The organism is Microbacterium sp. MDV22-iso44 (assembly GCF_058629135.1).
This window is the reverse complement of sequence record NZ_JBZVWS010000001.1, coordinates 667,614-692,296: the sequence shown is the minus strand read 5'-3', so window position 1 is coordinate 692,296 and position 24,683 is coordinate 667,614. Positions and strand designations below refer to the sequence as shown.

Here is a 24,683-nt window from a genome sequence, read left to right as displayed (position 1 = left end):
CCCGGCCCGCCCCCGAGACTGCACGCAGCGTACGAGACCGCGGCTTCAGGCCCCGGTCTCGGCGCGTGCGTGCAGTCTCGCGGCGGGGAGACGCGGCGCGAGCGCGGCGCGAGCCGTCGCGAGACGGTACGGGTCGGGGAGCGCGATGCGCGGAAGACCTGCGCCGCGGAGGATCCCGTCCAGCGCATCGGGGTCGACGAGGTCCGACCAGCCCCAGTGCAGGACCGACCGGATGCCGCGTGACCGGAGTCTGTGGTCCCGCTCACGGCGCGCGCGCAACAACGACGCCGGGTCGCCGAACCGGCCGTCGTATTTGAGGTCGCCGTCCGCCTCGCCGACGATCTCCGATCCGGGCCACCAGAAGTCGGAGCGATCGGTCGCGCCCGGTCCGCTCCACTCCGTCTGCAGCTCGGGTTCCTCGTAGCCGAGCAGCTCGATGATCGCCCGGCTCGCGGACTCGAGCGTGGACTCCGCCTCCGCCCGGGCACGATGCAAGGGCCACCGGGCGATGCGGCGCCCCCGCGAACTCGGTCGCTGCTCGTTCTGCTCGACGAGCGACTCCACGGATGCCGCCGGATCCAGTCGCAGTGCGGCGTCGGCTGCGATGAGCCCCACCACCACGTGCCGAGCTCGCGCGAGATCGACGGCGCAGTCCGACGGCGAGACGGCGGCGAACCCGCCGAGGTCCACGAAGTCCCGCGCGCCCGTCGTCGTGTGCATGCGGAGGCCCGCGTGCAGGCGCGAGGTTCGGGTCGGATCGCCCAGGGCGTGGACGACGCCGGGATCGCCGAGGATCGGCATCCCCCAGATCGCCGCGGCCGACTCATGGCTCAGGACGAGCCCCGGGTGCACGAGGATCGTGGCGTGGATGCGGGCCACGTATCGGTCCCACGGGGCCAGCGGTCGCCACGCCGTGGTCGGCGCGTAGACGCCTCGCACGACGGACACGAGCTCGCCGCGTGCCGCGATGCGGGCGGCGTGGGGCACGTCCCGCGCCCGCAGGAGCGGCACGGGGCACGCGACGGGAGTGCGACGGACGACGGGCAGGGGATCGGCGATCACGGGCATGGCCCCGATGGTCCCGAGCCGTCACCGTCCTGACCGTCACAGCAGCACGCCCCGTGGACACCCCGCCCGCCGCCCTCGCGGTGGAGGAACCGCCCGCCGCCCCCGGTCCCCTCCGCGAGACTGCACGCGGCCCACGAGACCGCGGCCCCACGCCGCAGTCTCGGCGCGAACGTGCAGTCTCGGCGCGACCGTGCAGTCTCCCGGAACCCGGAACCCGGAACCCGGAACCCGGAACCCGTCTCGCGGACCCCGGAACCCTACGCCGGCGGTCCGAACACCCCGGGCCACCACCCGGCGGCGAGGGGGTACCCGACGAACGCCACGATGTCGATCAGCACGTGCGCGACGACGAGGGGCATGACCCGACCCCACCGCGAGTAGACCCAGCCGAACACGACCCCCATCGCCATGTTCCCGATGAGCGGACCGAAGCCCTGGTACGCGTGGTACGAGCCCCGCAGCGCGGCGGTCGACAGAATGATCGCCCACGTGTTCCAGCCCAGCTGACGCAGCCGGTCGAACAGGTATCCCACCATGATGACCTCTTCGAGAAGGCCGGCTCGGAGCGCGGCGAGAAGCAGGAGCGGCACCGTCCACCAGGAGGAATCGATCGGCGAGGCATCCACTTGGACGGTGATGCCCATGACGCGGCCGAGCGCATAGAGACCGAGACCCGGCACGCCGATCACGAGGACGAGGAGCGCGCCACCACCGAGGTTGCGTCCGAACCGCTCGAAGGTCAGGCCGATCTTGGCGAAGCCGGAACGGGCCGGCTCCCAGAGCAGATAGATCGCCAGCGCCACGGGCGCGAAGGCGAAGAACGCGTCGAGGAACTGGCCGATGACGTCCCACACCGCGGACGGCGCCGCACCCGGATTGAGCGAGGTCTGCTGATCGCCGAGGGGCGCGCGGGTCAGCGCCTCGATGAGTGCGAGCACCGAATACACCGCCGACCGGCCCAGCGAAAGGGCGAGAACGATCCCGATCTCCCACCACAGACGCGCGCGTGACGGCGTGGACGTGGCGGCGGGGGAGTCCGTGAAAGCGGCCATCCGGTCAGGATGCCACGTCCGCACGAGTGCGGGATGCTGCGGGGCCCCACCGATCAGACTGCTTTATCCAGAGGTTCCCAAGTAAAGGCTGTGTAACGGTCTTGTGAGGGATTTGTCGCATTGCGCTCAGCCTGCTTAGTGTGCTTCTCATCACGCCTGGGTCGCTAAGCCTCGACCCGGGCTTTCATTAGGTCTCATGGAGGACACTTTGAAGCGCAACAAGATCGGCGTGGCGGGCCTCGCCCTGCTCGGCGCCACCAGCCTGGTTCTCGCCGGCTGCGCGAGCAGCGGTGGCGACACCAACACGGACGACAACTCGTCCGGCGGCACCACGACCGAGGTCATCACGACCAACGGCTCGGAGCCCCAGAACCCGCTCATCCCCACCAACACGAACGAGACCGGTGGCGGCAAGGTCGTCGACTCGATCTTCGCCGGCCTCATCTCGTACAAGGCCGACGGCTCGGTCGAGAACGACGCCGCAGAGTCCATCACCACCGACTCGCCCACCCAGCTGACGGTCAAGATCCGCGATGGCCTGAAGTTCACCAACGGCGAAGCCGTCACCGCTGACAGCTTCATCAAGGCGTGGAACTACGGTGCACTGGCATCCAACAAGCAGAACTCCTCCTACTTCTTCGAGGACATCGAGGGCTTCAGCTACGAGAAGGACTCCGAGCTCACCGGTCTGAAGAAGGTCGACGACCTGACCTTCACCATCACGCTGAACAAGCCGGCATCCGACTTCGCACAGCGTCTGGGCTACTCGGCCTACGCGCCGCTTCCGTCCGTCGCGTTCGACGACATGAAGGCCTTCGGTGAGAACCCGATCGGCAACGGCCCGTACAAGCTGGCCAAGGACGGCGCGTGGCAGCACAACGTCCGCATCGACCTGGTCGTCAACGAGGACTACGACGGACCGCGCAAGCCGAAGAACGGCGGCCTGGACATCGTCTTCTACGCCAACCCGGACGGTGCCTACACCGACCTGCTCGGCGGCAACCTCGACGTGCTCGACTCCATCCCGGACAGCGCTCTCGAGAACTACAAGACCGACCTCGACGGTCGCTCGGTCAACCAGCCGGCCGCCATCTTCCAGTCGCTGACGATCCCCGAGTGGCTCGACGGCTTCCAGACCGACGAAGAGGGCAAGCTCCGCCGCGCCGCGATCTCGCACTCCATCAACCGCGATCAGATCACCGACGTGATCTTCAAGGGCACCCGTACGCCCGCGAAGGACTTCACGTCGCCGGTCATCGACGGCTGGAGCGACTCGGTCCCCGGCAACGACGTCCTCGACTACGACCCGGAGCTCGCCAAGGAGCTGTGGGACCAGGCGAACGCGATCAAGCCGTACAGCGGCAAGGAGTTCACGATCTCCTACAACGCTGACGGTCCGCACCAGGCCTGGGTCGACGCTGTATCGAACTCGGTCTCGAAGGTCCTCGGCATCAAGGCCGTCGGCAAGCCGTTCCCGGACTTCGCGACCTACCTCGACGCCCGCGACAACGAGAAGGTCGATGCCTTCCGCTCCGGCTGGCAGGCGGACTACCCCGGTCTGTACAACTTCCTCGGCCCGCTCTACGCGACCGGTGCAGGCTCCAACGACGGCAAGTACTCGGACAAGAAGTTCGACGACCTGCTCGCCAAGGGCATCAGCGAGACGGATGAGGCTGCGCGCAACTCCACCCTCCTCGAGGCCCAGTCGGTCCTCTTCGAGGACCTCCCCGCCATTCCGCTCTGGTACTCCAACGTCAACGGCGGTTGGGCCGACGGCGTGAAGAACGTGGAGTTCGGCTGGAACTCGGTGCCGCTGTACTACGAGATCACCAAGTAATCTGCTCTCAGCATCACCTCACACGAGGCGGTGACGGTCACCCGTCACCGCCTCGTGGCGTGACCCGTCCATCTCACCTTTCTCTCAGGAAACGAGGTTGAGGATGGGACACTCAGGGGCGCCGCGTTGCGGGGCCCTTCTTCGTGCGTGAGCACTGATCACGTCTTTTCCCTGAAAGGGGGCCGAGGGTGGCCTATTACATCCTCCGACGGATCCTGCAGGTGATTCCCGTGTTCCTCGGGTCCACACTGCTGATCTATTTCATGGTCTTCGGACTGCCAGGAGACCCGGTCGCGTCGCTGTTCGGCGACAAGCAGCCGCCGCAGGCCGTCATCGATGCGCTCCGCGAGCAGTACAAGCTCAACGAGCCGTTCATCGTCCAGTACGCGAACTACCTCGGCGGCATCTTCCGCCTCGACTTCGGGACGACGTTCTCGGGCCAGAGCGTGAACGACGTGCTCGCCCGCACGGTCCCCGTCACGATGCGCCTGGCGGTCATGTCCGTCGCGATCGCCTTCGTGCTCGCCCTGATCATCGGCGCGCTGTCGGCGATCTGGAAGGGGTCGATCTTCGACAACGGCGCGCTCGTGACGGCGCTCATCTTCATCGCGATCCCGATCTTCGTCCTCTGCTTCCTCGCGCAGTACTTCCTCGGCGTGCAGCTGGGATGGTTCCGGCCGACGGTGGGTGGACGCAACGACTGGGGCGATCTGTGGCTTCCCGCGATCGTGCTGGGTCTCAGCATCTACGCGTCCAGCATGCGACTGACGCGTGCCTCCATGATCGAGACGCTCGGTCAGGACTGGGTCCGCACTGCCTACTCGAAGGGCCTCTCGCGCCGTCGTGTCATCCCCGTGCACGTCCTGCGCAACTCGATGATCCCGATGGTCACCGACACGGCCACCCAGTTCGGCATCCTCATGGTCGGAGCCACGGTCACCGAGGGCATCTTCAACGTGCCGGGTGTGGGCAACACGCTCTTCACGGCTATCACGCAGCGCGAGACGCCGACGGTGGTCTCCTTCGTCACGATCTTCGTCGTGATCTACGTTCTGGTGAACCTGGTCGTCGACCTTCTCTACGGCCTGCTCGACCCGAGGATCCGCTATGTCAAGTAACTCCGCACACTACGTCGCACCGACGAACACGGAATCGGTCCCGGTCGACCAGCTCCGCCTCAGCGAGAAGAAGAGCAATCTCTGGATCGACGCGTGGCGCGACCTGCGCCGCCGTCCGACGTTCTGGATCTCGGTCGTGCTGTGCGCGATCATCGTCGCCATGGCGGTCGCACCGACACTCTTCACCTCGGTGGCGCCGTCCGGCGGTGTCTGCACCCTCGACAACAGCAACGGCGATCCGACGGCGGGACACCCGCTCGGCTTCGATCGACAGGGCTGCGACATCTGGTCGCGCGTCGTCCACGGAACGCGCACGTCGATGATCGTCGGTGTGATGGCCACGCTGATCTCCACGGTCATCGGTGTCATCATGGGCGCTCTCGCCGGCTTCTACGGCGGATTCCTCGACACGGTGCTCTCCCGCGTGGGCGACGTCTTCTTCACGATCCCCTACATCATCGCGGCCGTCGTCGTCATGTCCGTCCTGGCGGACTACCGGAACGAATTCGTCCTCGCCCTCGCGATCGGTGGATTCTCGTGGGCCAGCACGGCGCGCATCGCCCGTGCCGAGGTCCTTCGGGTCAAGCAGTCCGACTACGTGACCGCGTCGATCTCGATCGGGCTGTCGCGGTTCCGCACCATGGTGACGCACGTCCTGCCGAATGCGATGGCACCCGTCATCGTCGTCACCACCTTGAGCCTCGGCACGGCGATCGTCGCCGAATCGACGCTGTCCTTCCTGGGCGTCGGTCTCGGGGGCTCGACGGTCTCCTGGGGCCTCGACATCAGCCAGGCGCAGAACCAGATCAGGTCGGCGCCGATGGCGCTGTTCTGGCCGTCTCTCGCGCTCACGATCTCGGTGCTCGCGTTCATCACCCTCGGTGAGCTCCTCCGCGACGCCGTCGACCCGAAGTCGAGGGCCCAGCGATGAGCGATATCGAGAACCCCACCAGCCGCGCGCGTCTGCGCAGCAGCACCAAGGAGAGCGTCGTGTCGCAGCCCCTTCTGCAGATCCGTGACCTCACCGTGTCGTTCGGCACGGGCAAGAAGGCGCGCGAGGTCCTGCACGGTGTCGACCTCGATGTCTTCCCGGGCGAGACCGTCGCCATCGTCGGGGAGTCCGGATCGGGCAAGTCGACGACGGCAGCGGCCGTCATCAACCTGCTCCCCGGCACGGGAGCGGTCACGGGCGGATCCGTCACGCTCGACGGCGTGGACCTCCTCGGTGCCAGCCGCCGTGAGATGGAGTCCATCCGCGGCCGCGACATCGGCTACGTCCCGCAGGACCCGATGTCCAACCTGAACCCGGTCTGGTCGATCGGATTCCAGGTCGAGGAGGCGGTCCGCGCCAACGGCCTGGCATCCAACCGCAAGGAGGCCCGCGCCCGCGCGATCGAGGTCCTGAAGCAGGCGGGGCTGGCCGATGCCGAGCGTCGCATGCACCAGTTCCCGCACCAGTTCTCCGGCGGGATGCGTCAGCGGGCGCTCATCGGCATCGGCCTCGCAGCCGACCCGAAGCTCCTGATCGCGGACGAGCCGACGAGTGCGCTCGACGTCACCGTGCAGCGCGTCATCCTCGACCACCTGGCCTCGCTGACCCGCGAGAAGGGGACGGCCGTCCTGTTCATCACGCACGACCTCGGCCTCGCCGCAGAGCGTGCTGATCGCATCATCGTCATGAACCAGGGCGAGATCGTCGAGTCCGGTCCGAGCCGAGCGATCCTCGAGGCTCCGCAGCATCCGTACACGCAGCGCCTCGTCGCGGCCGCCCCGAGCATCGCCTCGCAGCGCATCCAGGCGGTCGCCGAGCGTCGCGGTGTCGAGCACCTCGAGGAGGTCGTGGACGCCAAGCCCGTCGTCGAGGTCCGCGATCTCGTCAAGGAGTACAAGATCCGTTCAGGCGGGTTCCGCAGCGAACCGTTCCGTGCGGTCGACGGTGTGTCCTTCCAGATCCCGCGCGGCAAGACCCTCGCACTGGTGGGGGAGTCCGGTTCGGGCAAGTCGACCGTCGCCAAGATGGTCTTGCAGCTCGAGAAGCCGACGAGCGGCTCCGTGCTCGTCGACGGCGCGGACACGTCGGGCATGAGCCGCAAGGAGGTCTTCGGACTGCGCAGCCGTATGCAGCCCGTCTTCCAGGACCCCTACGGCTCGCTCGACCCCCTGCGCAGCATCGGCGCCCTCATCGCCGAGCCGCTGCGCGTGCACGGCGTGGGCGACGAGAAGTCGCGTCGCGAGAGGGTGTTCGAGCTGCTCGACCAGGTGTCGCTCCCGCGTGAGGTCGCCTGGCGCTACCCGAACGAGCTCTCCGGTGGCCAGCGTCAGCGCATCGCCATCGCGCGCGCCCTCGCGCTCAAGCCGTCGATCGTCGTCCTCGACGAAGCAGTCTCGGCGCTCGACGTGCTCGTGCAGGACCAGATCCTGCGCCTGCTCGCCGAGCTGCAGTCCGAGCTCGACCTGACCTACCTCTTCATCACGCACGACCTCGCCGTCGTGCGTGTGGCCGCCGACCTCGTCTGCGTCATGGAGCAGGGTCGCGTCGTCGAGCAGGGCACCGTCGACGAGATCTTCGCGTCGCCGACGGAGGATTACACGAAGCGGCTCCTCGCCGCCATCCCGGGTGCGGAGATCCCGCTCGGCGGAAACCTGTGAGCAACACCCCTCGACACGGCGAGGCGGGCTCGGGTTCATCCCCGGCCGCCTCGCCGCGAGTGTTCCGCGCCCCGTCGGGGGTGGCCGCGCTCATCCTGGCGTCGATCGCCGCGCTCCTGCTCCTGGGCGACGCGGTCGTGCGCGCGGGCTGGGCCGAGATGCTCCTGCTGGCCCCCTGGCTCCTGCTGGTGGTCTGGTTCATCTACGTCGCGACGTTCGCGTCACATGTCTCCATCGATGCTGACGGCGCGACCGTGCAGAATCTCCTGCGCATCGTGCGCATCCCGTGGGCCCGGGTGAGCGACGTCGGCGTCCGTTACCAGGTCAGGTTCACCCTGGATGACGGGCGGATCGTCAATGCGTTCGGCGGCCCGGTGGCGGGTCGCCCGGCCCGCCCGGGCGTCCGGGCCGCGGACAACCCCCGCGCGCGCATCCCTCCCGCGCTCCGTGACCTCGAGCTGATCCGCGAACAGTGGCTGGCGGCCGCCGAAACCGGTTCCACCACACAGGTCTCGCGCAGGTGGGATCTCCCCACTCTCGGCGTGTTGCTGTTACTGACGCTCTGGGCACTGGGCGCCGTGATCATCAGCGGCGCTGCGGGCTGAGCGTACTGGCGGTTTTGCGGCGCGTTCACAGGCATTTTGCGAGCAGGTCACGCAATGTTACGTTCATACAAACAGTTCTCCAGACGGTCTTGTCAGCGTTGATGAGCGAGTTAGGGTCGTTGAGGCCGGACCCGGTTCCGGCACTTCGAACGCAACGCAAGAGCGCGTAAGCCCGAGAAAGAGCACCACCATGTCTGTGCCAGCGACCCGAATCACCGGGATCTCCCGGTGACGCTGTACGTCCTCCGCCGGTTCGTCAACTACGCGATCCTGAGCCTGATCGCCACGTGTATGGCCTACGTCCTGGCCAGCGCGATCTTCAGGCCCGGCGACGCCTTCTACGGACGTAACCCTCGCCCCCCGCAGGCGTCCATCGATGCCTCGCTCGCGCAACTCGGGCAGAGCCCGGACATGCCCGTGGTCGTCCGACTCTGGCACTGGCTCGTCGGCCTGTTCACGCAGGGATCTCTCGGCATCACGATCGGCAAGCAGCCGGTCGTCGAGGAGATCATCGCGCGCTCGGGTGCGAGCCTTCGGCTCCTGCTCATCGGATCGATCATCGGCGCGATCGTCGGCGTCCTCCTCGGCGTCTGGGGCGCCGTCCGGCAGTACCGGGCGAGCGATCAGATCGTCACCTACTCGTCCTTCCTGATCTTCGCGACGCCGACCTTCGTCATCGGCGTCCTGCTGATGATCGGAGCGACTGCTCTGAACAACGCAGTCGGCGTGCAGCTCATCACCTTCACAGGCGAGTACAGCGCCGGCATCAACGGAAGCTGGTGGGACCTGACCCTCGACCGAGCGGTCCACCTCCTTCTGCCGACGCTGGCGCTCATCCTCACCAGCGCCGCGAGCTATTCGCGTTACCAGCGCAGCGTCATGCTGGACGTCCTCGGCGCCGACTACATCCGAACGGCCCGGTCCAAGGGCCTGGAGCGCGGGCCGGCCCTCTTCCGACACGGCGTGCGCATCGCGCTGATCCCGATGTCGACCTTCTTCGCGTACAACTTCGGCACACTCGTCGCCGGGTCCGCCATGCTCGAGATCGTCTTCAGCTGGCGCGGCATGGGGCAGTTCCTGCTTCAGGCCGTGAACACGAACGACGTCAACGCGGCCGCGGGAAGCACCCTGTTCGTCGCCATCCTCGTGCTGCTCTCCTCGACGTTCTCGGAGATCATCTACGCCGCCCTCGATCCCCGTGTGAGGAGCTGACATGGTCATCGCTCAACAAGAAGCCGTCGAAGCGGGCCTCGACGAGGAGAAGACGATCACCCGTCAGCGGCGACCGCTCTCCCGCAACGGGCTCGTCTGGCAGCGGCTGCGCGGAATGCCGCGGTTCTGGGTCGGTGCCATCGCCTTCGGCCTGATCGTCGTCCTGTCGATCGTCGGGCCGTTCCTCACGCCGTGGTCCATCACCGATCGCGACGTGTACAACATGGGGATGGGGCCGACGCTCCGCCACTGGTTCGGCACCAACAGCATCGGACAGGACATCTTCGCCCAGACGATGGCGGGCCTGCAGAAGTCCCTCATCATCGGTCTCGTCGCCGGCATCCTCGGGACGTTGCTCGCTGCCGTCATCGGCTCCGTCGCCGGCTACGTCGGAGGCGTGACCGACAAGGTCATCAGCTGGTTCACCCACCTGCTGCTCGTCGTGCCATCGTTCTTCATCCTCATCCTGCTCAGCCCGCTGTTCAAGAGCCTGTCGTGGATCGCGCTGACGTTCTTCCTGGCGATCTTCAGCTGGATGATCATGGCGCAGGTCGTGCGCAATCAGACTCGCTCCCTGCGCAACCGCGACTTCGTGCGCGCCGCGCGCTACATGGGGCTCCCCACCCGAAAGATCCTGAGCCGCCACATCCTCCCGAACATCGCGTCGCTGCTGATCATCGACGTGACCCTCGGAATCGTCTCGATGATCATGTCGGAGACGTCGCTCAGCTACTTCGGCTTCGGCGTGCAGAAGCCGGATGTCTCGCTCGGCACCCTGCTCGCGGACGGCACGTCGGCTGCGCTGACCCGCCCGTGGCTGTTCGTCTTCCCGGCCGGCGTCCTCGTCGTCCTTCTTTTCGCCATCAGTCTCATCGGCGACGCCCTGCGCGATGCGATCGACCCGACCTCGGGGGCCAACCGTGCCTGAATCCCTCCCCACTCCGACGCAGTCCCGTCGCACGCCTCTCCTGTCGGTCCGCGACCTCAGCGTCACCTTCCCGCAGCGCGGTTCGGGCGACGTGCAGGCCGTCCGCGGCATCTCGTACGACGTCCACCCGGGAGAGTTCCTCGGCATCGTCGGCGAGTCCGGCTCGGGCAAGTCCGTGTCCTCGCTCGCCGTCATGGGTCTCCTGCCCAGCAACGCGCAGGTGACCGGCGCGATCGAATTCGAAGGCAAGTCGCTTCTGGGCATGGACGACAAGAAGCTGTCCCGCATCCGCGGCAAGCAGCTGTCCATGGTCTTCCAGGATCCGCTGTCGGCACTGACTCCCGTCTACACCGTCGGCGACCAGATCGCCGAGGCGCTCCGCCTCCACGACTCGAAGCTGTCGTCCCAGGCTGCGGCCGCGCGGGCCGTCGAGCTGCTCAAGACCGTCGGCATCCCCGATCCCGATCGGCGTGCCAAAGCGTTCCCGCACGAGTTCTCCGGTGGGATGCGCCAGCGCGCGATGATCGCGATGGCGATCGCGAACGACCCGAAGGTGATCATCGCCGACGAGCCCACGACGGCACTCGACGTCACCATCCAGGCGCAGATTCTCGAGGTCCTCGAGAAGGCCAAGGAGATCACCGGCGCCGCCGTCGTCCTCATCACTCACGACCTCGGTGTCGTCGCGGGTCACGCCGACCGGGTGGGCGTCATGTACGCCGGCAAGCTCGTCGAGCTCGGCACCACGGATCAGGTCTTCCACGAGCCGCAGATGCCCTACTCCATCGGGCTGCTGCGGTCCGTGCCGAACATGCTCACCGCCGGTACGCAGCGGCTCGTTCCTCTCGAGGGGCGCCCGCCGTCCCTCGCGGCCTTGCCGAAGGGATGCCCCTTCGCGGCCCGCTGCCCGATCGCCGTGGACGCGTGCCGCGAGGTCGAGCCCGACCTGATCGCCCACGATCCGGCATCCGGTCCCGATCACGTCGCCGCCTGCATCCGCGGTGGGGAGATCGCCCGGGGCGAGATCTCGCGAGGTGAGGTCTTCACGGTGGCGGACCCGATCATCGACGGCGAGCTCGTCGATTCCGGTGCCGAGCCGGTCGTCGAGGTCACCGACCTGCGTCGGCACTTCCCGCTGATGAAGGGCGCGGTCTTCCCTCGCCGGGTGGGCACTGTCCGCGCCGTCGACGGCGTCTCGTTCTCCTTGAAGCCGGGTCGGACGATGGGCCTGGTCGGGGAGTCGGGCTGCGGCAAGACGACGACGATCCTCGAGATCATGGAGATGACCGCACCGCAGTCCGGATCCATCAAGATCAACGGCAAGGACGTTGGCACGCTCAGCCCGCGCGAACGCCACGCGCTCCGTCGCGATGTGCAGATCGTCTTCCAGGACCCCATGGGCGCGATCGACCCGCGCCTGCCCATCAGCGAGGTCATCACCGAGCCCCTCTGGGCGATCGGTGCCAAGAAGTCGGACCGCGACGAGCGCGCTCTCGAGCTGCTCGATCTCGTCGGCCTGGATCCCTCCATGGCTGACCGCTATCCGCACGAGTTCTCGGGCGGACAGCGCCAGCGCATCGGCATCGCCCGGGCCCTCGCGACGAACCCTTCGGTCATCGTGCTCGACGAGCCGGTCTCGGCGCTCGACGTGTCGATCCAAGCGGGTGTCATCAACCTGCTCGAGGACCTCAAGGCGCAGCTGGGGCTGTCGTACCTGTTCGTCGCTCATGATCTGGCCGTCGTCCGGCAGATCGCCGACGATGTGGCCGTGATGTACCTCGGCTCCGTCGTGGAACAGGGTCCGGTGTCGACGGTCTTCGACAACCCGCAGCACCCCTACACGAAGGCGCTCATCTCGGCGGCTCCCATCCCCGACCCGCGCATCGAGCGCGGTCGTGCCCGGGTGCTCCTGCAGGGAGACCTGCCGAGCCCGACGCAGGAGATCAGCGGATGCCGGTTCCGCACCCGCTGCCCCCTGTACAAGCTCCTCGACGAGACGCGCCAGGAGCTGTGCCGTTCCGCCGAGCCGGAACTGATCGCCCACGGTCGTGCGCGCGTCGCCTGCCACCACGTCGAGGACTCGACGCTGGTCGACGAGGTCGCGCTGTCGACCGCATCCTGAACCCCCTCCGGCGGGCGCACCATTCCGCCGGTGGTCACCAAAAGGTAAACGAGAGGAACAATCACATGAAGATTCGAGGTGCAAAGCCGTTCGGGTCTTTGGCGCTGCTCGGCGTCGCCGCACTCGTGATCTCTGGTTGTGCTGCCGGAAACACCGGTGCGCCCACCCAGAGCGAGTCAGCAGCCCCGGAGCTCCCCGCCACGGCGTGGACTCGCGCTGACGCGGCCAAGGTCAAGGACGGCGGCACGCTGACCCTCGCGGTCGGATCGCTGCCCGTGCAGTTCAACACGAGCCAGGTCGACGGCAACGAGTCGGACACCACCAGCATCATGGCGCCGACCACCGGTGGTCCGTTCAAGATCAAGGAAGACGGCACGCCCGTCGTCGACGAGAACTACGCCGCCTCGGCCGAGGTCACGAGCGACGACCCGCAGGTCGTCGAGATCAAGCTGAACCCCGAGGCGAAGTGGGAAGACGGCTCGCCCATCACGGTCAAGGACTACGTCGCCTACTGGAAGGCTCAGAACGGCACGAACAAGGCCTACACCCCGGCATCCACGGCGGGCTGGGAAGACGTCTCGTCGGTCGAGCAGGGTACGGACGAGTTCGACGTCAAGATCACCTTCTCGAAGGTCTACGCCGACTGGCAGGCCATGTTCACGGGCGGACTGCTGCCCGAGTCCATCTCGAGCGACCCGGCCGCCTACAACGACGGCTACCGCACGAAGGCCGTCCCGTCCTCGGGTCCGTTCAAGATCTCGAAGATCGACACGACCGGTCAGGTCGTCACCCTCGAGCGCAACCCGCAGTGGTGGGGCGAGGCCCCCAAGCTCGAGACGGTCTTGTTCCGCGCGGTCAGCCAGGACCAGCAGGGCGCGTCGTTCGCGAACTCGGAGCTCGATGCGCTGTACATCTCGGCGAACGCCGACCTGTACCAAACGGCCAAGACGCGCTCCGACGCCAAGATCGAGACCTCCGGTGGCACGACCTGGACGCACGTCACGATGAACGCGAAGAAGGGCCCGCTCGCGGACGTCAACGTCCGCAAGGCCGTCGAGGCGATCGTGAACCGCGAGCAGATCGCCGCCTCGGCGAACACGCCCGTCGATGCTCCCGCCATCACCCAGGGCGACTTCATCTTCATGCCCGGCCAGAACGGCTACGAGGACAAGGCTCCCAAGACCGACACCAAGAAGGCGGCGGAGTACCTCAAGGAGGCCGGCTACGAGGGCAGCGAAGGCAAGAGCTGGACGAAGGACGGCACGCCTCTCAAGCTGAGCGTCACCGTTCCCGCCGACACGGCGACGAACATCCAGCGCTCCGAGCAGGTCCAGGCCGACCTGAACGCGTTCGGCATTCCGGTGACGCTCGACACGGTCCCCGCCGCGACGTACTTCAGTGACTACGTCATCCCCGGCAACTTCGAGATGGTGTCGTTCTCGTGGGTCGGCACGCCGTTCCCGATCTCGTCGTCGGAGGCGCTGTACTACCCGGTCGACTCCGAGTCGAACTTCACGGGCACGACGGACGAGAAGCTGGGCGACCTGTACGACAAGTCGAACTCCGAGCTCGACCCCGCCAAGCGCATCGAGATCGCCAAGGAGATCAACGATGTGATCTGGAACTACATGCCGATGTTCCCGATCGCGCCGCTCCCGAACGTCTACGCGGTCAAGGACGGCCTCGTCAACTGGGGTGCCACCCAGTTCGAGACCATCGACTGGACGATCGTCGGCTGGGCTGCCGAGTAAGCAGCAAGACGCACAGCAGCGGCGGGGCGGGGACCGAAAGGTCCTCGCCCCGTCGGCGTGTCGACACCTGCGGTAAAGTGGACTGCCGGCATCCCGGCATCACCCTCTCTGCAAGGAACCCCCTTCATGGCGCACGCCCTTCGTCCTGACCTCCGTAACGTCGCGATCGTCGCGCACGTCGACCACGGCAAGACGACGCTCGTCGATGCCATGCTCCGCCAGACCGGTTCGTTCGGCTCTCACGAGCACATGGAAGAACGTGCCATGGACTCGAACGACCTCGAGCGCGAAAAGGGCATCACGATCCTCGCGAAGAACACGACGATCACGTACTCCGGCGCCCACTCGTCCGAGCCCGTCACGATCAACGTGATCGACACCCCCGGCCACGCCGACTTCGGTGGCGAGGTCGAGCGCGGTCTGTCGATGGTCGACGGTGTCGTCCTGCTGGTGGATGCCTCCGAGGGCCCGCTCCCGCAGACCCGCTTCGTCCTGCGCAAGGCGCTCGAGGCCAAGCTCCCCGTCATCCTCCTGGTCAACAAGACCGACCGCCCCGACGCGCGCATCGCCGAGGTCGAGGAGGAGGCCCACGACCTGCTCCTGGGTCTCGCCTCGGACCTCCAGGACGACGTGCCCGACCTCGATGTCGACGCACTCCTCGACGTCCCCGTCGTCTACGCGTCCGGTCGCGCCGGTGCCGCCTCGCGGAACCGCCCCGAGAACGGCTCGCTCCCCGACAACGACGACCTCGAGCCGCTCTTCGGCGCGATCCTCGAGCACGTCCCGGCTCCGTCGTACGACGACGAGGCGCCCCTCCAGGCCTGGGTCACGAACCTCGACTCGTCGCCGTTCCTCGGCCGTCTCGCACTCCTGCGCGTCTTCAACGGCACGCTGAAGAAGGGCCAGACGGTCGCGTGGGTCCGCGCCGACGGCTCGACCAGCAACGCCCGCATCACGGAGCTCCTGAAGACCCGCGCCCTCGAGCGCTACCCGGCGGAGTCCGCCGGCCCCGGCGACATCGTCGCCATCGCGGGCTTCGAGAACATCACGATCGGCGAGACGATCGCCGACCCCGAGGACATCCGTCCGCTCCCGGCCATCACGGTCGACGATCCGGCCATCTCGATGACGATCGGCACCAACACCTCGCCCCTCATGGGCAAGGTCAAGGGCCACAAGCTCACCGCGCGCATGGTCAAGGACCGCCTCGACCGCGAGCTCATCGGCAACGTGTCGCTCAAGGTCGTCGACATCGGCCAGCCCGACGCGTGGGAGGTCCAGGGCCGCGGCGAGCTCGCGCTGGCGATCCTCGTCGAGAACATGCGCCGCGAGGGCTTCGAGCTCACGGTCGGCAAGCCGCAGGTCGTCACGCGCCGCGACGAGAAGGGCAAGCTCACCGAGCCCTTCGAGCACCTCACGATCGACGCCCCCGAGGAGCACCTCGGCGCGATCACGCAGCTGATGGCGAGCCGCAAGGGCCGCATGGAGACGATGACGAACCACGGCACCGGCTGGGTGCGCATGGAGTTCATCGTCCCGTCGCGCGGTCTCATCGGCTTCCGCAGCGAGTTCCTCACGATCACGCGCGGCACGGGCATCGCGAACGCGATCTCGCACGGCTACGACGAGTGGGCCGGTGCGATCTCGACGCGTCAGAACGGCTCGATCGTCGCCGATCGCTCGGGTGTCGTGACGCCGTTCGCGATGATCGCCCTGCAGGAGCGCATGAGCTTCTTCGTGCAGCCGACCGAAGAGGTCTACGAGGGCATGGTCATCGGCGAGAACTCGCGCGCCGACGACATGGACGTCAACATCACGAAGGAGAAGAAGCTCACGAACATGCGTTCGTCGACCTCCGACTCCTTCGAGTCCATGACGCCGCCGCGTGTGCTGACGCTGGAAGAGAGCCTCGAGTTCGCCCGCGACGACGAATGCGTCGAGGTCACGCCCGAGAAGGTGCGCATCCGCAAGGTCGTGCTCGACGCGACCGAGCGCGGCCGCGCGGCATCGCGGCTGAAGCGCCAGGACGCCGGCTCCTGAGGGTGACGGGGGAGCAGCCGCCGATTCGTCGGGCCTGGCGCGACTCCCTCGGTGTCGTGCTCGCGACGAGTGCCTACGGCATCTCGTTCGGCGCGCTCTCGGTGACCTCGGGTCTGGACGTCTGGCAGACCTGCGTCCTCAGCCTCTTGATGTTCACCGGCGGCTCGCAGTTCGCGTTCGTCGGTGTCATCGGGGGCGGAGGCCTGCCGGGTGCCGCCATCGCCTCGGCGGGGCTCCTCGGCATCCGGAACGTGGCCTACGGGCTGCGGATGTCGTCCGTCGTCGGCGACGGGTTCTGGCGGCGGGCCGCGGCATCCCATTTCACGATCGACGAATCGACGGCCGTCGCCCTCGCGCAGACGGATGCCGCGGCTCGCCGCATCGGCTTCTGGGTGACAGGCGTCGGCATCTACGTCGGCTGGAACCTGACGACGCTGGCGGGCGCGCTGCTCGGCGACGTTCTCGGCGATGTGAAGGCCTACGGATTGGATGCCGCTGCCGCCGCCGCGTTCCTCGCGCTGCTGTGGCCGCGGCTGCGGAACCGTCAGGCGATCGCGGTGGGTGCCGCCGCCGCGGTCGTCGCGGCCGTCCTCACGCCGGCGCTCATGCCGGGTCTCCCCGTCCTCGTCGCGGCGCTGGTGGCGATCGTCGTGGGCTGGACGAACTGGCTGGGCTCCCGGCCGACGACGTCGACAGGGGACCCCGCATGACGCTGTGGCACACGATCCTGCTCGCGGCCATCGTGTGCGTGGCGCTCAAGACGGCCGGCTACCTCGTGCCACCGGCATGGTTCGAGGCGCCTCGCCCCTCCCGGACGATCGACCTCCTCACCGTCGCGCTCCTCTCGGCGCTGGTCGTCGTGCAGACGCTCGGCGTGGGCCAGGCGATCGTGCTCGACGCACGCGTTCCCGGTCTCCTCGTCGCGGCGGGTCTCCTCGTCGTCAGAGCGCCGTTCCTCGTCGTGGTCGCGGCAGCCGCCGCGGTCGCGGCACTCCTGCGTCTGTGGGGCTGGGCGACCTGATCGGTCGAGGAGTGCCCGCCTAGACTGTGCAGGTGAATGCCCTCTTCGCCCGCATCGCCACCTGGGTGCTGGCCGCCGTCATCGGCGTCGTCTACGGCGTCGCCGGCACGATCGGCCAGGCGGCGACCTGGGGTGTCGTCCCCGTCGGTCTGATCGTCGCTTCGGTCGGCTTCGTCGCCCTGCTGATCGCGGTGCGGACGCTGACGGGGGAGCGCGCCTCCGCGCTCGCCTGCGGGCTCGGCGCCCTCGTGGCCACGCTCCTGTTCGCCAACGAGGGTCCCGGCGGGTCCGTCGTGGTGCCGGCGCCCCCGGAGGGGACCGTCGTCACGCCCGGGCTCATCTGGACGTTCGTCGTCCCGCTGGCCGTCGCACTCGTCGTCGCGTGGCCGACGGCATCCCGCGTCCGATCCACGAACTAGACTCGTCCTGTGACGTATGTGATCGCTCTCCCGTGCGTGGATGTCAAGGACCGAGCCTGCATCGACGAATGTCCCGTCGACTGCATCTACGAAGGCGAACGCTCTCTCTACATCCACCCCGATGAGTGCGTCGACTGCGGCGCCTGCGAGCCGGTGTGCCCCGTCGAGGCCATCTACTACGAAGACGACCTCCCCGCCGAGTGGCAGGACTACTACACGGCCAACGTGGAGTTCTTCGAGGATCTCGGTTCGCCGGGCGGCGCCGCGAAGGTCGGCGTCATCGCCAAGGATCACCCCGTCATCGCGGGTCTTCCTCCGCAGGCCCACTGAGACTCGCTGAGCCGACATGAGCGTCCACGACCTCGCGGACTACCCCTGGGACGCCGTCACCCCCTACGCGGCGCGAGCACGGCAGCATCCCGGCGGGATGGTCGATCTCTCGATCGGTTCCCCCGTCGATCCGACGCCCGGTGTCGTCGCCGAGGCGCTCCGACGTGCCACGGACGCTCACGCCTACCCGCAGACCGTCGGCACTCCGGCGCTGCGCGAGGCGATCGCGGCCTGGTACGGCCGCCGGCGCGGGGTGCAGGGCCTCACGCCCTCCCAGGTCATCCCGACCGTGGGCTCGAAGGAGCTCGTCGCCCTCCTGCCGCTCCTTCTCGGCCTCGGCACCGGCGACACGGTCGTTCACCCGCGCGCGGCCTACCCGTCCTACGAGGTGGGAGCACGTCTCGTGGATGCGCGGGCCTTCGCGTCGGATGATCCCGACGAGTGGCCCACGACCACGCGGCTCGTGTGGCTGAACACGCCCGGCAACCCCGACGGTCGGGTCCTCGACGTCGCCGAGCTCCGACACGCCGTGGAGCGCGCTCGCGAGCTGGGGGCCGTCCTGGCCTCGGACGAGTGCTACGCCGAGCTGGGCTGGGAAGGGCCGTGGGCGGATGCCCCGGTGCCCAGCATCCTCGATCCCCGGGTCGCGAGCGGCGACCTCACCGGCCTCCTGTCGGTCTACTCGCTCAGCAAGCAGTCGAACCTCGCGGGCTACCGCGCGGCGTTCGTCGCCGGCGAAGCGGACCTGATCGAGCGCCTCGTGACCGCCCGCAAGCACCTCGGGCTGATGGTGCCCGGGCCCGTGCAGGCCGCCATGATCGCCGCGGTCGAGGACGATGCGCACGTGGAGCACCAGCGCGAGCTCTACCGTGCCCGCCGCGACATCCTGAAGCCGGCCGTCGAAGCCGCCGGTTTCCGGATCGACCGCAGCGAGGGCGGCCTCTACCTCTGGGCGACGGCGGGGGAGGACGCGTGGGAGTCCCTCGCGCGCCTCGCCGACCTCGGCATCCTCGCCGGGCCCGGACACTTCTACGGATCCCATTTCCCCCAGCATGTGCGGTTCTCGCTCACGGCGACCGACGAGCGCATCGCCGAAGCCGCGCGGAGGCTCGCGGCATCCGTCGAGGCCTGACCCTTCGTAGGCTTCCTCCTACGAATTCCGCTATCCATTGAGCGCGACAGCACATGTGCTCACTGCCCAGTAGGCTGTAAGGACCGCTCCGACGACCGCAAGGAGGCTTCGTGACCAACGCGGACACCCCTCAGATCGCCACCGTGACCATCGGTGACACGAAGGCAGAACTCCCGCTCATCTCGGGAAGTGAAGGGGTGCCGAGCGTCGACTTCTCCACCTTCACGAAGCAGACCGGGCACACGTCCCTCGACTACGGGTTCGTGAACACCGCGTCGACGAAGTCGTCGATCACGTACATCGACGGCGACCAGGGCATCCTGCGCTACCGCGGGTACCCGATCGAGCAGCTCGCGCAGCACAGCACCTACCTCGAGGTGGCCTGGCTCCTGCTCTACGGCGAACTGCCGACGGAGGACGAGCTCGCCGGGTGGGACGAGAAGATCCGTCGCCACACGCTGCTGCACGAAGACCTCAAGCACTTCTTCTCGGCGCTGCCGCACACCGCGCACCCCATGTCGGTGCTGTCTGCGGCCACGGCGGCCCTCTCGACCTACTACGAGGGGCAGAGCGACCCGCACAACCCCGAGCACGTCGAGCTCAACACGATCCGCATGCTCGCGAAGCTGCCGGTCATCGCCGCGTACGCGCACAAGAAGAGCATCGGGCACGCCTTCCTGTACCCCGACAACTCGCTGAGCTTCGTCGACAACTTCCTCAAGCTGAACTTCGGCAACAACGCCGAGCCGTACGAGATCAACCCCGTCATGTCGCGGGCGCTCGAGCGCCTGCTGATCCTCCACGCCGACCACGAGCAGAACGCGTCGACCTCGACGGTCCGCCTCGTCGGTTCGACCGGGGCGAACCAGTTCTCCTCTATCTCCGCCGGCATCAACGCCCTGTACGGGCCGCTTCACGGCGGCGCGAACGAAGCCGTCCTCGACATGCTGGGCCGCATCCGCGACTCCGGCGAGAGCGTGCAGCGCTTCGTCGAGCGGGTCAAGAACAAGGAAGACGGCGTGAAGCTCATGGGCTTCGGGCACCGCGTCTACAAGAACTACGACCCGCGCGCGAAGCTCGTCAAGGAGTCGGCTGACGAAGTCCTGCGCGAGCTCGGCGTCGTCGACCCGCTTCTGGCGCTCGCCAACGAGCTCGAGGAGATCGCGCTCAGCGACGACTACTTCAAAGAGCGTCGCCTGTACCCGAATGTCGACTTCTACACGGGCGTCATCTACAAGGCGATGGGCTTCCCCACGCGCATGTTCACGCCGTTGTTCGCAATCGGTCGCCTGCCCGGCTGGCTCGCTCACTGGCGCGAGATGCAGAACGATCCGCAGACGAAGATCGGCCGTCCGCAGCAGCTCTACACGGGTGCCACCGAACGGGATTACCCGACCTCCCACTGACGCGGTCATCGCCCGCTAAAGTGTGCCCATGATGGTCCACGGGGGAGTTGTCGCGCACGTTCTGTCGGCACCGGTGATGCCGATCCCGGATGACGGGGACAGCGGTTTCTTCGGCCCGGGGATGCCGGGGCCCGACATGGGCGGTGCCGGAGACGCGTTCTCTGCGTTCTTCGGACTGGCCGTCGTCCTGGTGATCGCCGGAGCGGTGTTCTCCGTCGTGGTCGCGGCGCGGAAGCGTCGGATCCTCCGGGATGCCGGCATCGATCCGTTCACGGTGGATGCGGCGATCGCCGCCAAGGTCCTCCGCAGCGACCTGCTCGCTCCCTCGACACCGGCAGCGCAGGTCGCGCCGTCGATCGAGAAGCGCCTCGCGGAGCTCGACGACCTCCGCGCCCGCGGCGTCATCAGCGAGGACGAACACCGAGAGGCGCGCGCGGCGGTCCTGAAGGGCTGAACCTCAGGCGTGGAGGTCGGCGTTCAGCGTCACGCCGACGCCCTCGCGCCGAACCGCCTCGACCGTCCCGGTGAGCGAATTGCGCCGGAAGAGGATGCCGTTCTGCCCGGAGAGCTCGGCGGCCTTGACCGTCGGGCGCGTGCCGTCGTGGCGCGGCGGCTCGCCTGCCAGGGAGACCTTGGTCCCAGCGGTCACGTACAGGCCCGCTTCGACGATGCAGTCGTCACCGAGCGAGATGCCGATGCCCGCGTTCGCGCCGAGGAGTGTGCGCCGGCCGATGGAGACCCGGTGTTCACCGCCACCCGAGAGGGTGCCCATGATCGAGGCGCCTCCGCCGACGTCGCTGCCGTCGCCGACGACGACGCCCTGCGAGATGCGGCCCTCCACCATCGACGCGCCGAGCGTACCGGCGTTGAAGTTGACGAAACCTTCGTGCATCACCGTCGTACCGGGCGCGAGATGTGCGCCCAGGCGCACGCGCGAGGCGTCCGCGATCCGGACGCCGGCGGGCACGACGTAGTCGGTCAGGCGGGGGAACTTGTCCAGGCCGTTCACCTGGATGCCCGCCCGCTGCAGTCCGGCGCGGAGGCGGGTGAGGTGGTCGGGATGCACGGGGCCGGCGCTCGTCCACGCGACGTTCGGCAGGTGGCCGAAGATCCCGGTGAGGTCCAGCTCGTTCGGGGCCACGAGGAGGTGCGAGAGGGCCTGAAGACGCAGGTACGCATCGGGGGTGCTCGCCGGCGGGGCGTCGAGGTCGATCTCCACGACGATCACGTCGACCGTGACGGCACGGCGCGGGTCGGGTCCGGCGAAGGCGGCGAGCTCGCTCGTGTCGACGTCGGCAGGGGCGCGGCCTGTGGCGGGAGCCGGGAACCAGGCGTCGAGCACCGTGCCGTTCTCACTCGTCGTGGCCAGACCGATACCCCACACCCACCGCGCGTCACTCATGGTTCCAGGCTATCGGGCCGTCGTTAGACTCGACGTCATGCCCCGGCTCGACCTCCGCTCCAGCGCCGTCGACCTGACGCGCACCATCTGCGACATCCCCAGCGTCTCCGACGACGAGACCGTCCTCGCCGACGCGATCTTCGAGGCGGTGTCCGCGTTGCCGCACCTCGACGTCCACCGCGACGGCGACACGATCGTGGCCCGCACGTCCCTCGGACGCGCGCAGCGCGTCGCGATCGCCGGGCACATCGACACGGTCCCCATCAACGACAACGTACCGACGCGGAACGTCGACATCGACGGCGAGCGGTACCTGTGGGGCCGCGGCACGGTCGACATGAAGGCGGGCGTCGCGGTGCAGCTGAAGCTCGCCGCCGAGCTCACCGACCCCCGGGTCGACATCACCTGGATGTGGTACGACCATGAGGAGGTCGCTGCCGACCTCAACGGGCTGACCCGACTCGCGGCATCCCGTCCCGATCTCTTCGAGGCGGACTTCGCGATCCTGGGGGAGCCCTCGAACGGTCAGGTCGAGGGCGGGTGCAACGGCACGCTCCGCGCGGTCATCCGCACGACGGGCGTGCGCGCGCACAGCGCCCGCGCCTGGATCGGCGAGAACGCGATCCACAAGGCCGCGCCCGTCCTCGCCCGGCTGGCCGAGTACCGGTCCCGCGAGATCGAGGTCGACGGGCTGCTCTACCGCGAGGGGCTCAACGCGGTCGCCGTCCGCGGGGGCATCGCGGGCAACGTCATCCCCGACGCCTGCGAGATCGATGTCAACTACCGCTTCGCCCCGAACAAGGATGCCGCGGCCGCCGCGGCGCACGTGCGGGACGTGTTCGCCGGCTTCGAGGTCGAGATCGTCGACCTCTCCGAGGGCGCCCGCCCGGGGCTCGATGCGCCGCTCGCCCAGGAGTTCGTCGCCGCGGTCGGGGCAGTGCCCAAGCCCAAGTACGGCTGGACGGATGTCGCCAGGTTCTCCGCGATGGGTGTGCCCGCCGTCAACTACGGCCCGGGCGACCCGTCCCTCGCCCACCACGACGAGGAGAGGGTGCCGCTCTCGCAGATCGAGGACGTCGAGCGGGGCCTGCGGGCATGGCTGAGCGGCGACTGAGGACCGCAGCCTCCGTCGCCGGCACCGTCGCCGCCGTCTACGTCTCTGCCCGCCTCCTCACCACGCTGTTCTTCTGGATCGCCGCCGAGCTGTCGGGTCCGACCTCGCGGTTCGGGGCGGACGCCTCCATCTCCTCCCTGGCGATGGGCTGGGACTCCCAGTGGTACTGGGTCATCGCCGACCAGGGCTACCCGTCGGCCCTTCCGGTGACGGATGCCGGTCAGGTCACCGAGAACGCGTGGGCGTTCCTGCCGCTGTACCCCTGGCTGGCTCGGGCGCTCGGGACGGTTCTGGGCGGCTACCCCGCCGGTGCGATCGTGCTGGCGCTCGTCGCGGGGTACGCGGCATCCGTCGTGCTCTTCCTGCTGCTTCGCGGCCGGATCGGTGAGACGGCGGCGCTGTGGGCCGTCGTGTTCTTCGCCAACGGTCCGCTGGCGGCGCTCTTCCAGATGGGGTACGCGGAATCGCTCGGACTGCTCTGGCTCTTCCTCGCGCTGTGGGCGCTCGTGCAGAGGCGGTTCGGGTGGCTGTACCTGCTCGTCGTCCTCATGGGCTTCACGCGACCGGGCGTCCTCGCGTTCGCCCTGCTGCTCGGGCTCTACGGCATATTCCGCTGGTTCCGACGACGCGACGATCCGCTCCCGGTGTGCCACATCGTCCACATCGTCGCCCTCGGCGCCCTTGCCGTGATCGTCGGCTTCGCCTGGCAGGTCATCGCCGGGATCGCGACGGGCGACCCGTCGGCGTACCTCGAGACCGAGCTCGCCTGGCGGCGGAGCTGGGTCGGGTCCGAGGAGCAGTTCATGCCGTTCATCGCCTTCTTCCAGGCGGCGGCCATCTGGTTCGGCCTGTGGGGGTTGCCGACGGCGCTCGGACCGGTCCTCCTCGTCGTACTGATCGTGGGCGCCGGTGTCCTTCTCGCCCGGTCGCCGCAGGTCCGCCGGCTCGGGCCGGAGATCCGGCTGTGGGGCGCGAGCTACCTCGTCTACCTCCTGGCGGTGTTCTTCCCGCAGTCGAGCATCTTCCGCCTCCTCCTCCCGCTCACCCCCGTTGCGGCGGGCGTTGCGGTCCCGAGCTCGCGGTGGTGGCGGATCGGCATCCTGGTCCTCTGCGTGGCCGGACAGTGGGTCTGGATCCACGAGATGCTCGCGCTGGGGGACACGTTCTTCCGGATTCCATGACGATATGCGTGCGCTGAGACTCGCGCGCGCCATCGGCGATCACCCCATTGGGTAGACTAATGGGGTAGGCCGAAGACGAAAAGGAGCCCCACAATGGCAGCCATGAAGCCGCGCACCGGAGACGGACCTATGGAGGCCGTCAAGGAGGGCCGTCTCATCATCGTGCGTGTCCCGCTCGAGGGGGGCGGTCGACTTGTCGTCTCGGTGAACGATGACGAGGCGAAGGAACTCCACAGCGTTCTCAGTGGGGTCGTCGGCGCCGCCTGACCCCGGATCGATACGAAAGGCCGGCCCCT

At 68.1% G+C, this 24,683-nt stretch carries 23 protein-coding genes; 20 read left to right on the top strand and 3 right to left on the bottom strand.

Annotated elements, in window-relative coordinates; genetic code table 11:
* Positions 1-45 precede the first annotated feature (45 nt).
* Positions 46-1,068, bottom strand: coding sequence for a hypothetical protein (locus tag AC4NN1_RS03460; RefSeq protein WP_491954550.1), 1,023 nt, complete (start codon positions 1,066-1,068; stop codon positions 46-48).
* Between the two features lie 257 nt (positions 1,069-1,325).
* Positions 1,326-2,120, bottom strand: coding sequence for a CPBP family intramembrane glutamic endopeptidase (locus AC4NN1_RS03455; RefSeq protein WP_491954549.1), 795 nt, complete (start codon positions 2,118-2,120; stop codon positions 1,326-1,328).
* Between the two features lie 196 nt (positions 2,121-2,316).
* On the opposite strand from AC4NN1_RS03455, the gene AC4NN1_RS03450 reads away from it, so the two are divergent.
* The 17 genes from AC4NN1_RS03450 to AC4NN1_RS03370 all read left to right on the top strand — a co-directional run bounded on the left by AC4NN1_RS03450 (position 2,317) and on the right by AC4NN1_RS03370 (position 21,144).
* Positions 2,317-3,957 carry a peptide ABC transporter substrate-binding protein gene (locus AC4NN1_RS03450; RefSeq protein WP_256335291.1) on the top strand — a complete coding sequence of 547 codons (1,641 nt, stop codon included), beginning with the start codon at positions 2,317-2,319 and terminating at the stop codon, positions 3,955-3,957.
* 188 nt (positions 3,958-4,145) lie between these two features.
* The gene (locus AC4NN1_RS03445) at positions 4,146-5,075 is read left to right on the top strand and encodes an ABC transporter permease (protein ID WP_018188289.1); all 930 of its coding nucleotides are present in this window, start codon (positions 4,146-4,148) and stop codon (positions 5,073-5,075) included.
* Positions 5,065-6,006 (top strand): ABC transporter permease, encoded by a 942-nt coding sequence (locus tag AC4NN1_RS03440; RefSeq protein ID WP_018188288.1) that lies wholly within the window; start codon positions 5,065-5,067, stop codon positions 6,004-6,006. The genes AC4NN1_RS03445 and AC4NN1_RS03440 overlap by 11 nt, the downstream gene beginning before the upstream one ends.
* A complete protein-coding gene (locus AC4NN1_RS03435; RefSeq protein ID WP_116228937.1) occupies positions 6,003-7,724 on the top strand; it encodes an ABC transporter ATP-binding protein in 1,722 nt (573 codons plus the stop codon). Before AC4NN1_RS03440 ends, AC4NN1_RS03435 begins: the two co-directional genes overlap by 4 nt.
* Positions 7,721-8,329 (top strand): PH domain-containing protein, encoded by a 609-nt coding sequence (locus AC4NN1_RS03430; RefSeq protein WP_491954548.1) that lies wholly within the window; start codon positions 7,721-7,723, stop codon positions 8,327-8,329. The genes AC4NN1_RS03435 and AC4NN1_RS03430 overlap by 4 nt, the downstream gene beginning before the upstream one ends.
* 228 nt (positions 8,330-8,557) lie before the next feature.
* Complete coding sequence (locus tag AC4NN1_RS03425) at positions 8,558-9,541, top strand: ABC transporter permease (RefSeq protein WP_018188285.1); 984 nt, start codon at positions 8,558-8,560, stop codon at positions 9,539-9,541.
* Between the two features lies 1 nt (position 9,542).
* Entirely contained in the window at positions 9,543-10,469 is a 927-nt protein-coding gene (locus AC4NN1_RS03420; protein WP_018188284.1) for an ABC transporter permease, read from the top strand.
* A complete protein-coding gene (locus tag AC4NN1_RS03415) occupies positions 10,462-12,591 on the top strand; it encodes an ABC transporter ATP-binding protein (protein WP_018188283.1) in 2,130 nt (709 codons plus the stop codon). Before AC4NN1_RS03420 ends, AC4NN1_RS03415 begins: the two co-directional genes overlap by 8 nt.
* A 65-nt stretch (positions 12,592-12,656) precedes the next feature.
* Complete coding sequence (locus AC4NN1_RS03410; protein WP_491954547.1) at positions 12,657-14,342, top strand: ABC transporter family substrate-binding protein; 1,686 nt, start codon at positions 12,657-12,659, stop codon at positions 14,340-14,342.
* Positions 14,343-14,468: 126 nt separating this feature from the next.
* On the top strand, positions 14,469-16,382 hold the full coding sequence (gene typA / locus AC4NN1_RS03405) for a translational GTPase TypA (protein ID WP_018188281.1): 1,914 nt from the start codon (positions 14,469-14,471) through the stop codon (positions 16,380-16,382).
* Between the two features lie 2 nt (positions 16,383-16,384).
* Positions 16,385-17,092, top strand: coding sequence for an AzlC family ABC transporter permease (locus AC4NN1_RS03400; RefSeq protein WP_018188280.1), 708 nt, complete (start codon positions 16,385-16,387; stop codon positions 17,090-17,092).
* Positions 17,089-17,403 carry an AzlD domain-containing protein gene (locus AC4NN1_RS03395; RefSeq protein WP_026302984.1) on the top strand — a complete coding sequence of 105 codons (315 nt, stop codon included), beginning with the start codon at positions 17,089-17,091 and terminating at the stop codon, positions 17,401-17,403. The genes AC4NN1_RS03400 and AC4NN1_RS03395 overlap by 4 nt, the downstream gene beginning before the upstream one ends.
* Before the next feature lie 32 nt (positions 17,404-17,435).
* Positions 17,436-17,822 carry a DUF6113 family protein gene (locus AC4NN1_RS03390; RefSeq protein WP_020665418.1) on the top strand — a complete coding sequence of 129 codons (387 nt, stop codon included), beginning with the start codon at positions 17,436-17,438 and terminating at the stop codon, positions 17,820-17,822.
* Between the two features lie 9 nt (positions 17,823-17,831).
* Positions 17,832-18,152: a ferredoxin gene (gene fdxA / locus AC4NN1_RS03385; protein ID WP_018188277.1), complete on the top strand. Its 321-nt coding sequence runs from the start codon at positions 17,832-17,834 to the stop codon at positions 18,150-18,152.
* Positions 18,153-18,168: 16 nt separating this feature from the next.
* The gene (dapC, locus tag AC4NN1_RS03380; protein ID WP_491954546.1) at positions 18,169-19,284 is read left to right on the top strand and encodes a succinyldiaminopimelate transaminase; all 1,116 of its coding nucleotides are present in this window, start codon (positions 18,169-18,171) and stop codon (positions 19,282-19,284) included.
* Between the two features lie 110 nt (positions 19,285-19,394).
* Positions 19,395-20,690, top strand: a complete 1,296-nt coding sequence (locus AC4NN1_RS03375; RefSeq protein WP_018188275.1) for a citrate synthase — start codon at positions 19,395-19,397, stop codon at positions 20,688-20,690.
* Between the two features lie 28 nt (positions 20,691-20,718).
* Positions 20,719-21,144, top strand: coding sequence for an SHOCT domain-containing protein (locus tag AC4NN1_RS03370; RefSeq protein WP_231370876.1), 426 nt, complete (start codon positions 20,719-20,721; stop codon positions 21,142-21,144).
* 3 nt (positions 21,145-21,147) lie between these two features.
* Here the strand turns inward: AC4NN1_RS03370 and dapD are convergent, their stop codons facing one another.
* Positions 21,148-22,092 (bottom strand): 2,3,4,5-tetrahydropyridine-2,6-dicarboxylate N-succinyltransferase, encoded by a 945-nt coding sequence (gene dapD, locus AC4NN1_RS03365; protein WP_491954545.1) that lies wholly within the window; start codon positions 22,090-22,092, stop codon positions 21,148-21,150.
* Between the two features lie 37 nt (positions 22,093-22,129).
* Here dapD and dapE point away from each other — a divergent pair, with 37 nt between their 5' ends.
* The 3 genes from dapE to AC4NN1_RS03350 all read left to right on the top strand — a co-directional run bounded on the left by dapE (position 22,130) and on the right by AC4NN1_RS03350 (position 24,654).
* On the top strand, positions 22,130-23,206 hold the full coding sequence (gene dapE, locus AC4NN1_RS03360) for a succinyl-diaminopimelate desuccinylase (protein ID WP_018188272.1): 1,077 nt from the start codon (positions 22,130-22,132) through the stop codon (positions 23,204-23,206).
* Positions 23,188-24,387, top strand: a complete 1,200-nt coding sequence (locus AC4NN1_RS03355) for a hypothetical protein (protein ID WP_491954544.1) — start codon at positions 23,188-23,190, stop codon at positions 24,385-24,387. The genes dapE and AC4NN1_RS03355 overlap by 19 nt, the downstream gene beginning before the upstream one ends.
* A 93-nt stretch (positions 24,388-24,480) precedes the next feature.
* Complete coding sequence (locus AC4NN1_RS03350) at positions 24,481-24,654, top strand: DUF3117 domain-containing protein (RefSeq protein ID WP_064506455.1); 174 nt, start codon at positions 24,481-24,483, stop codon at positions 24,652-24,654.
* The last annotated feature ends 29 nt before the right edge of the window (positions 24,655-24,683 follow it).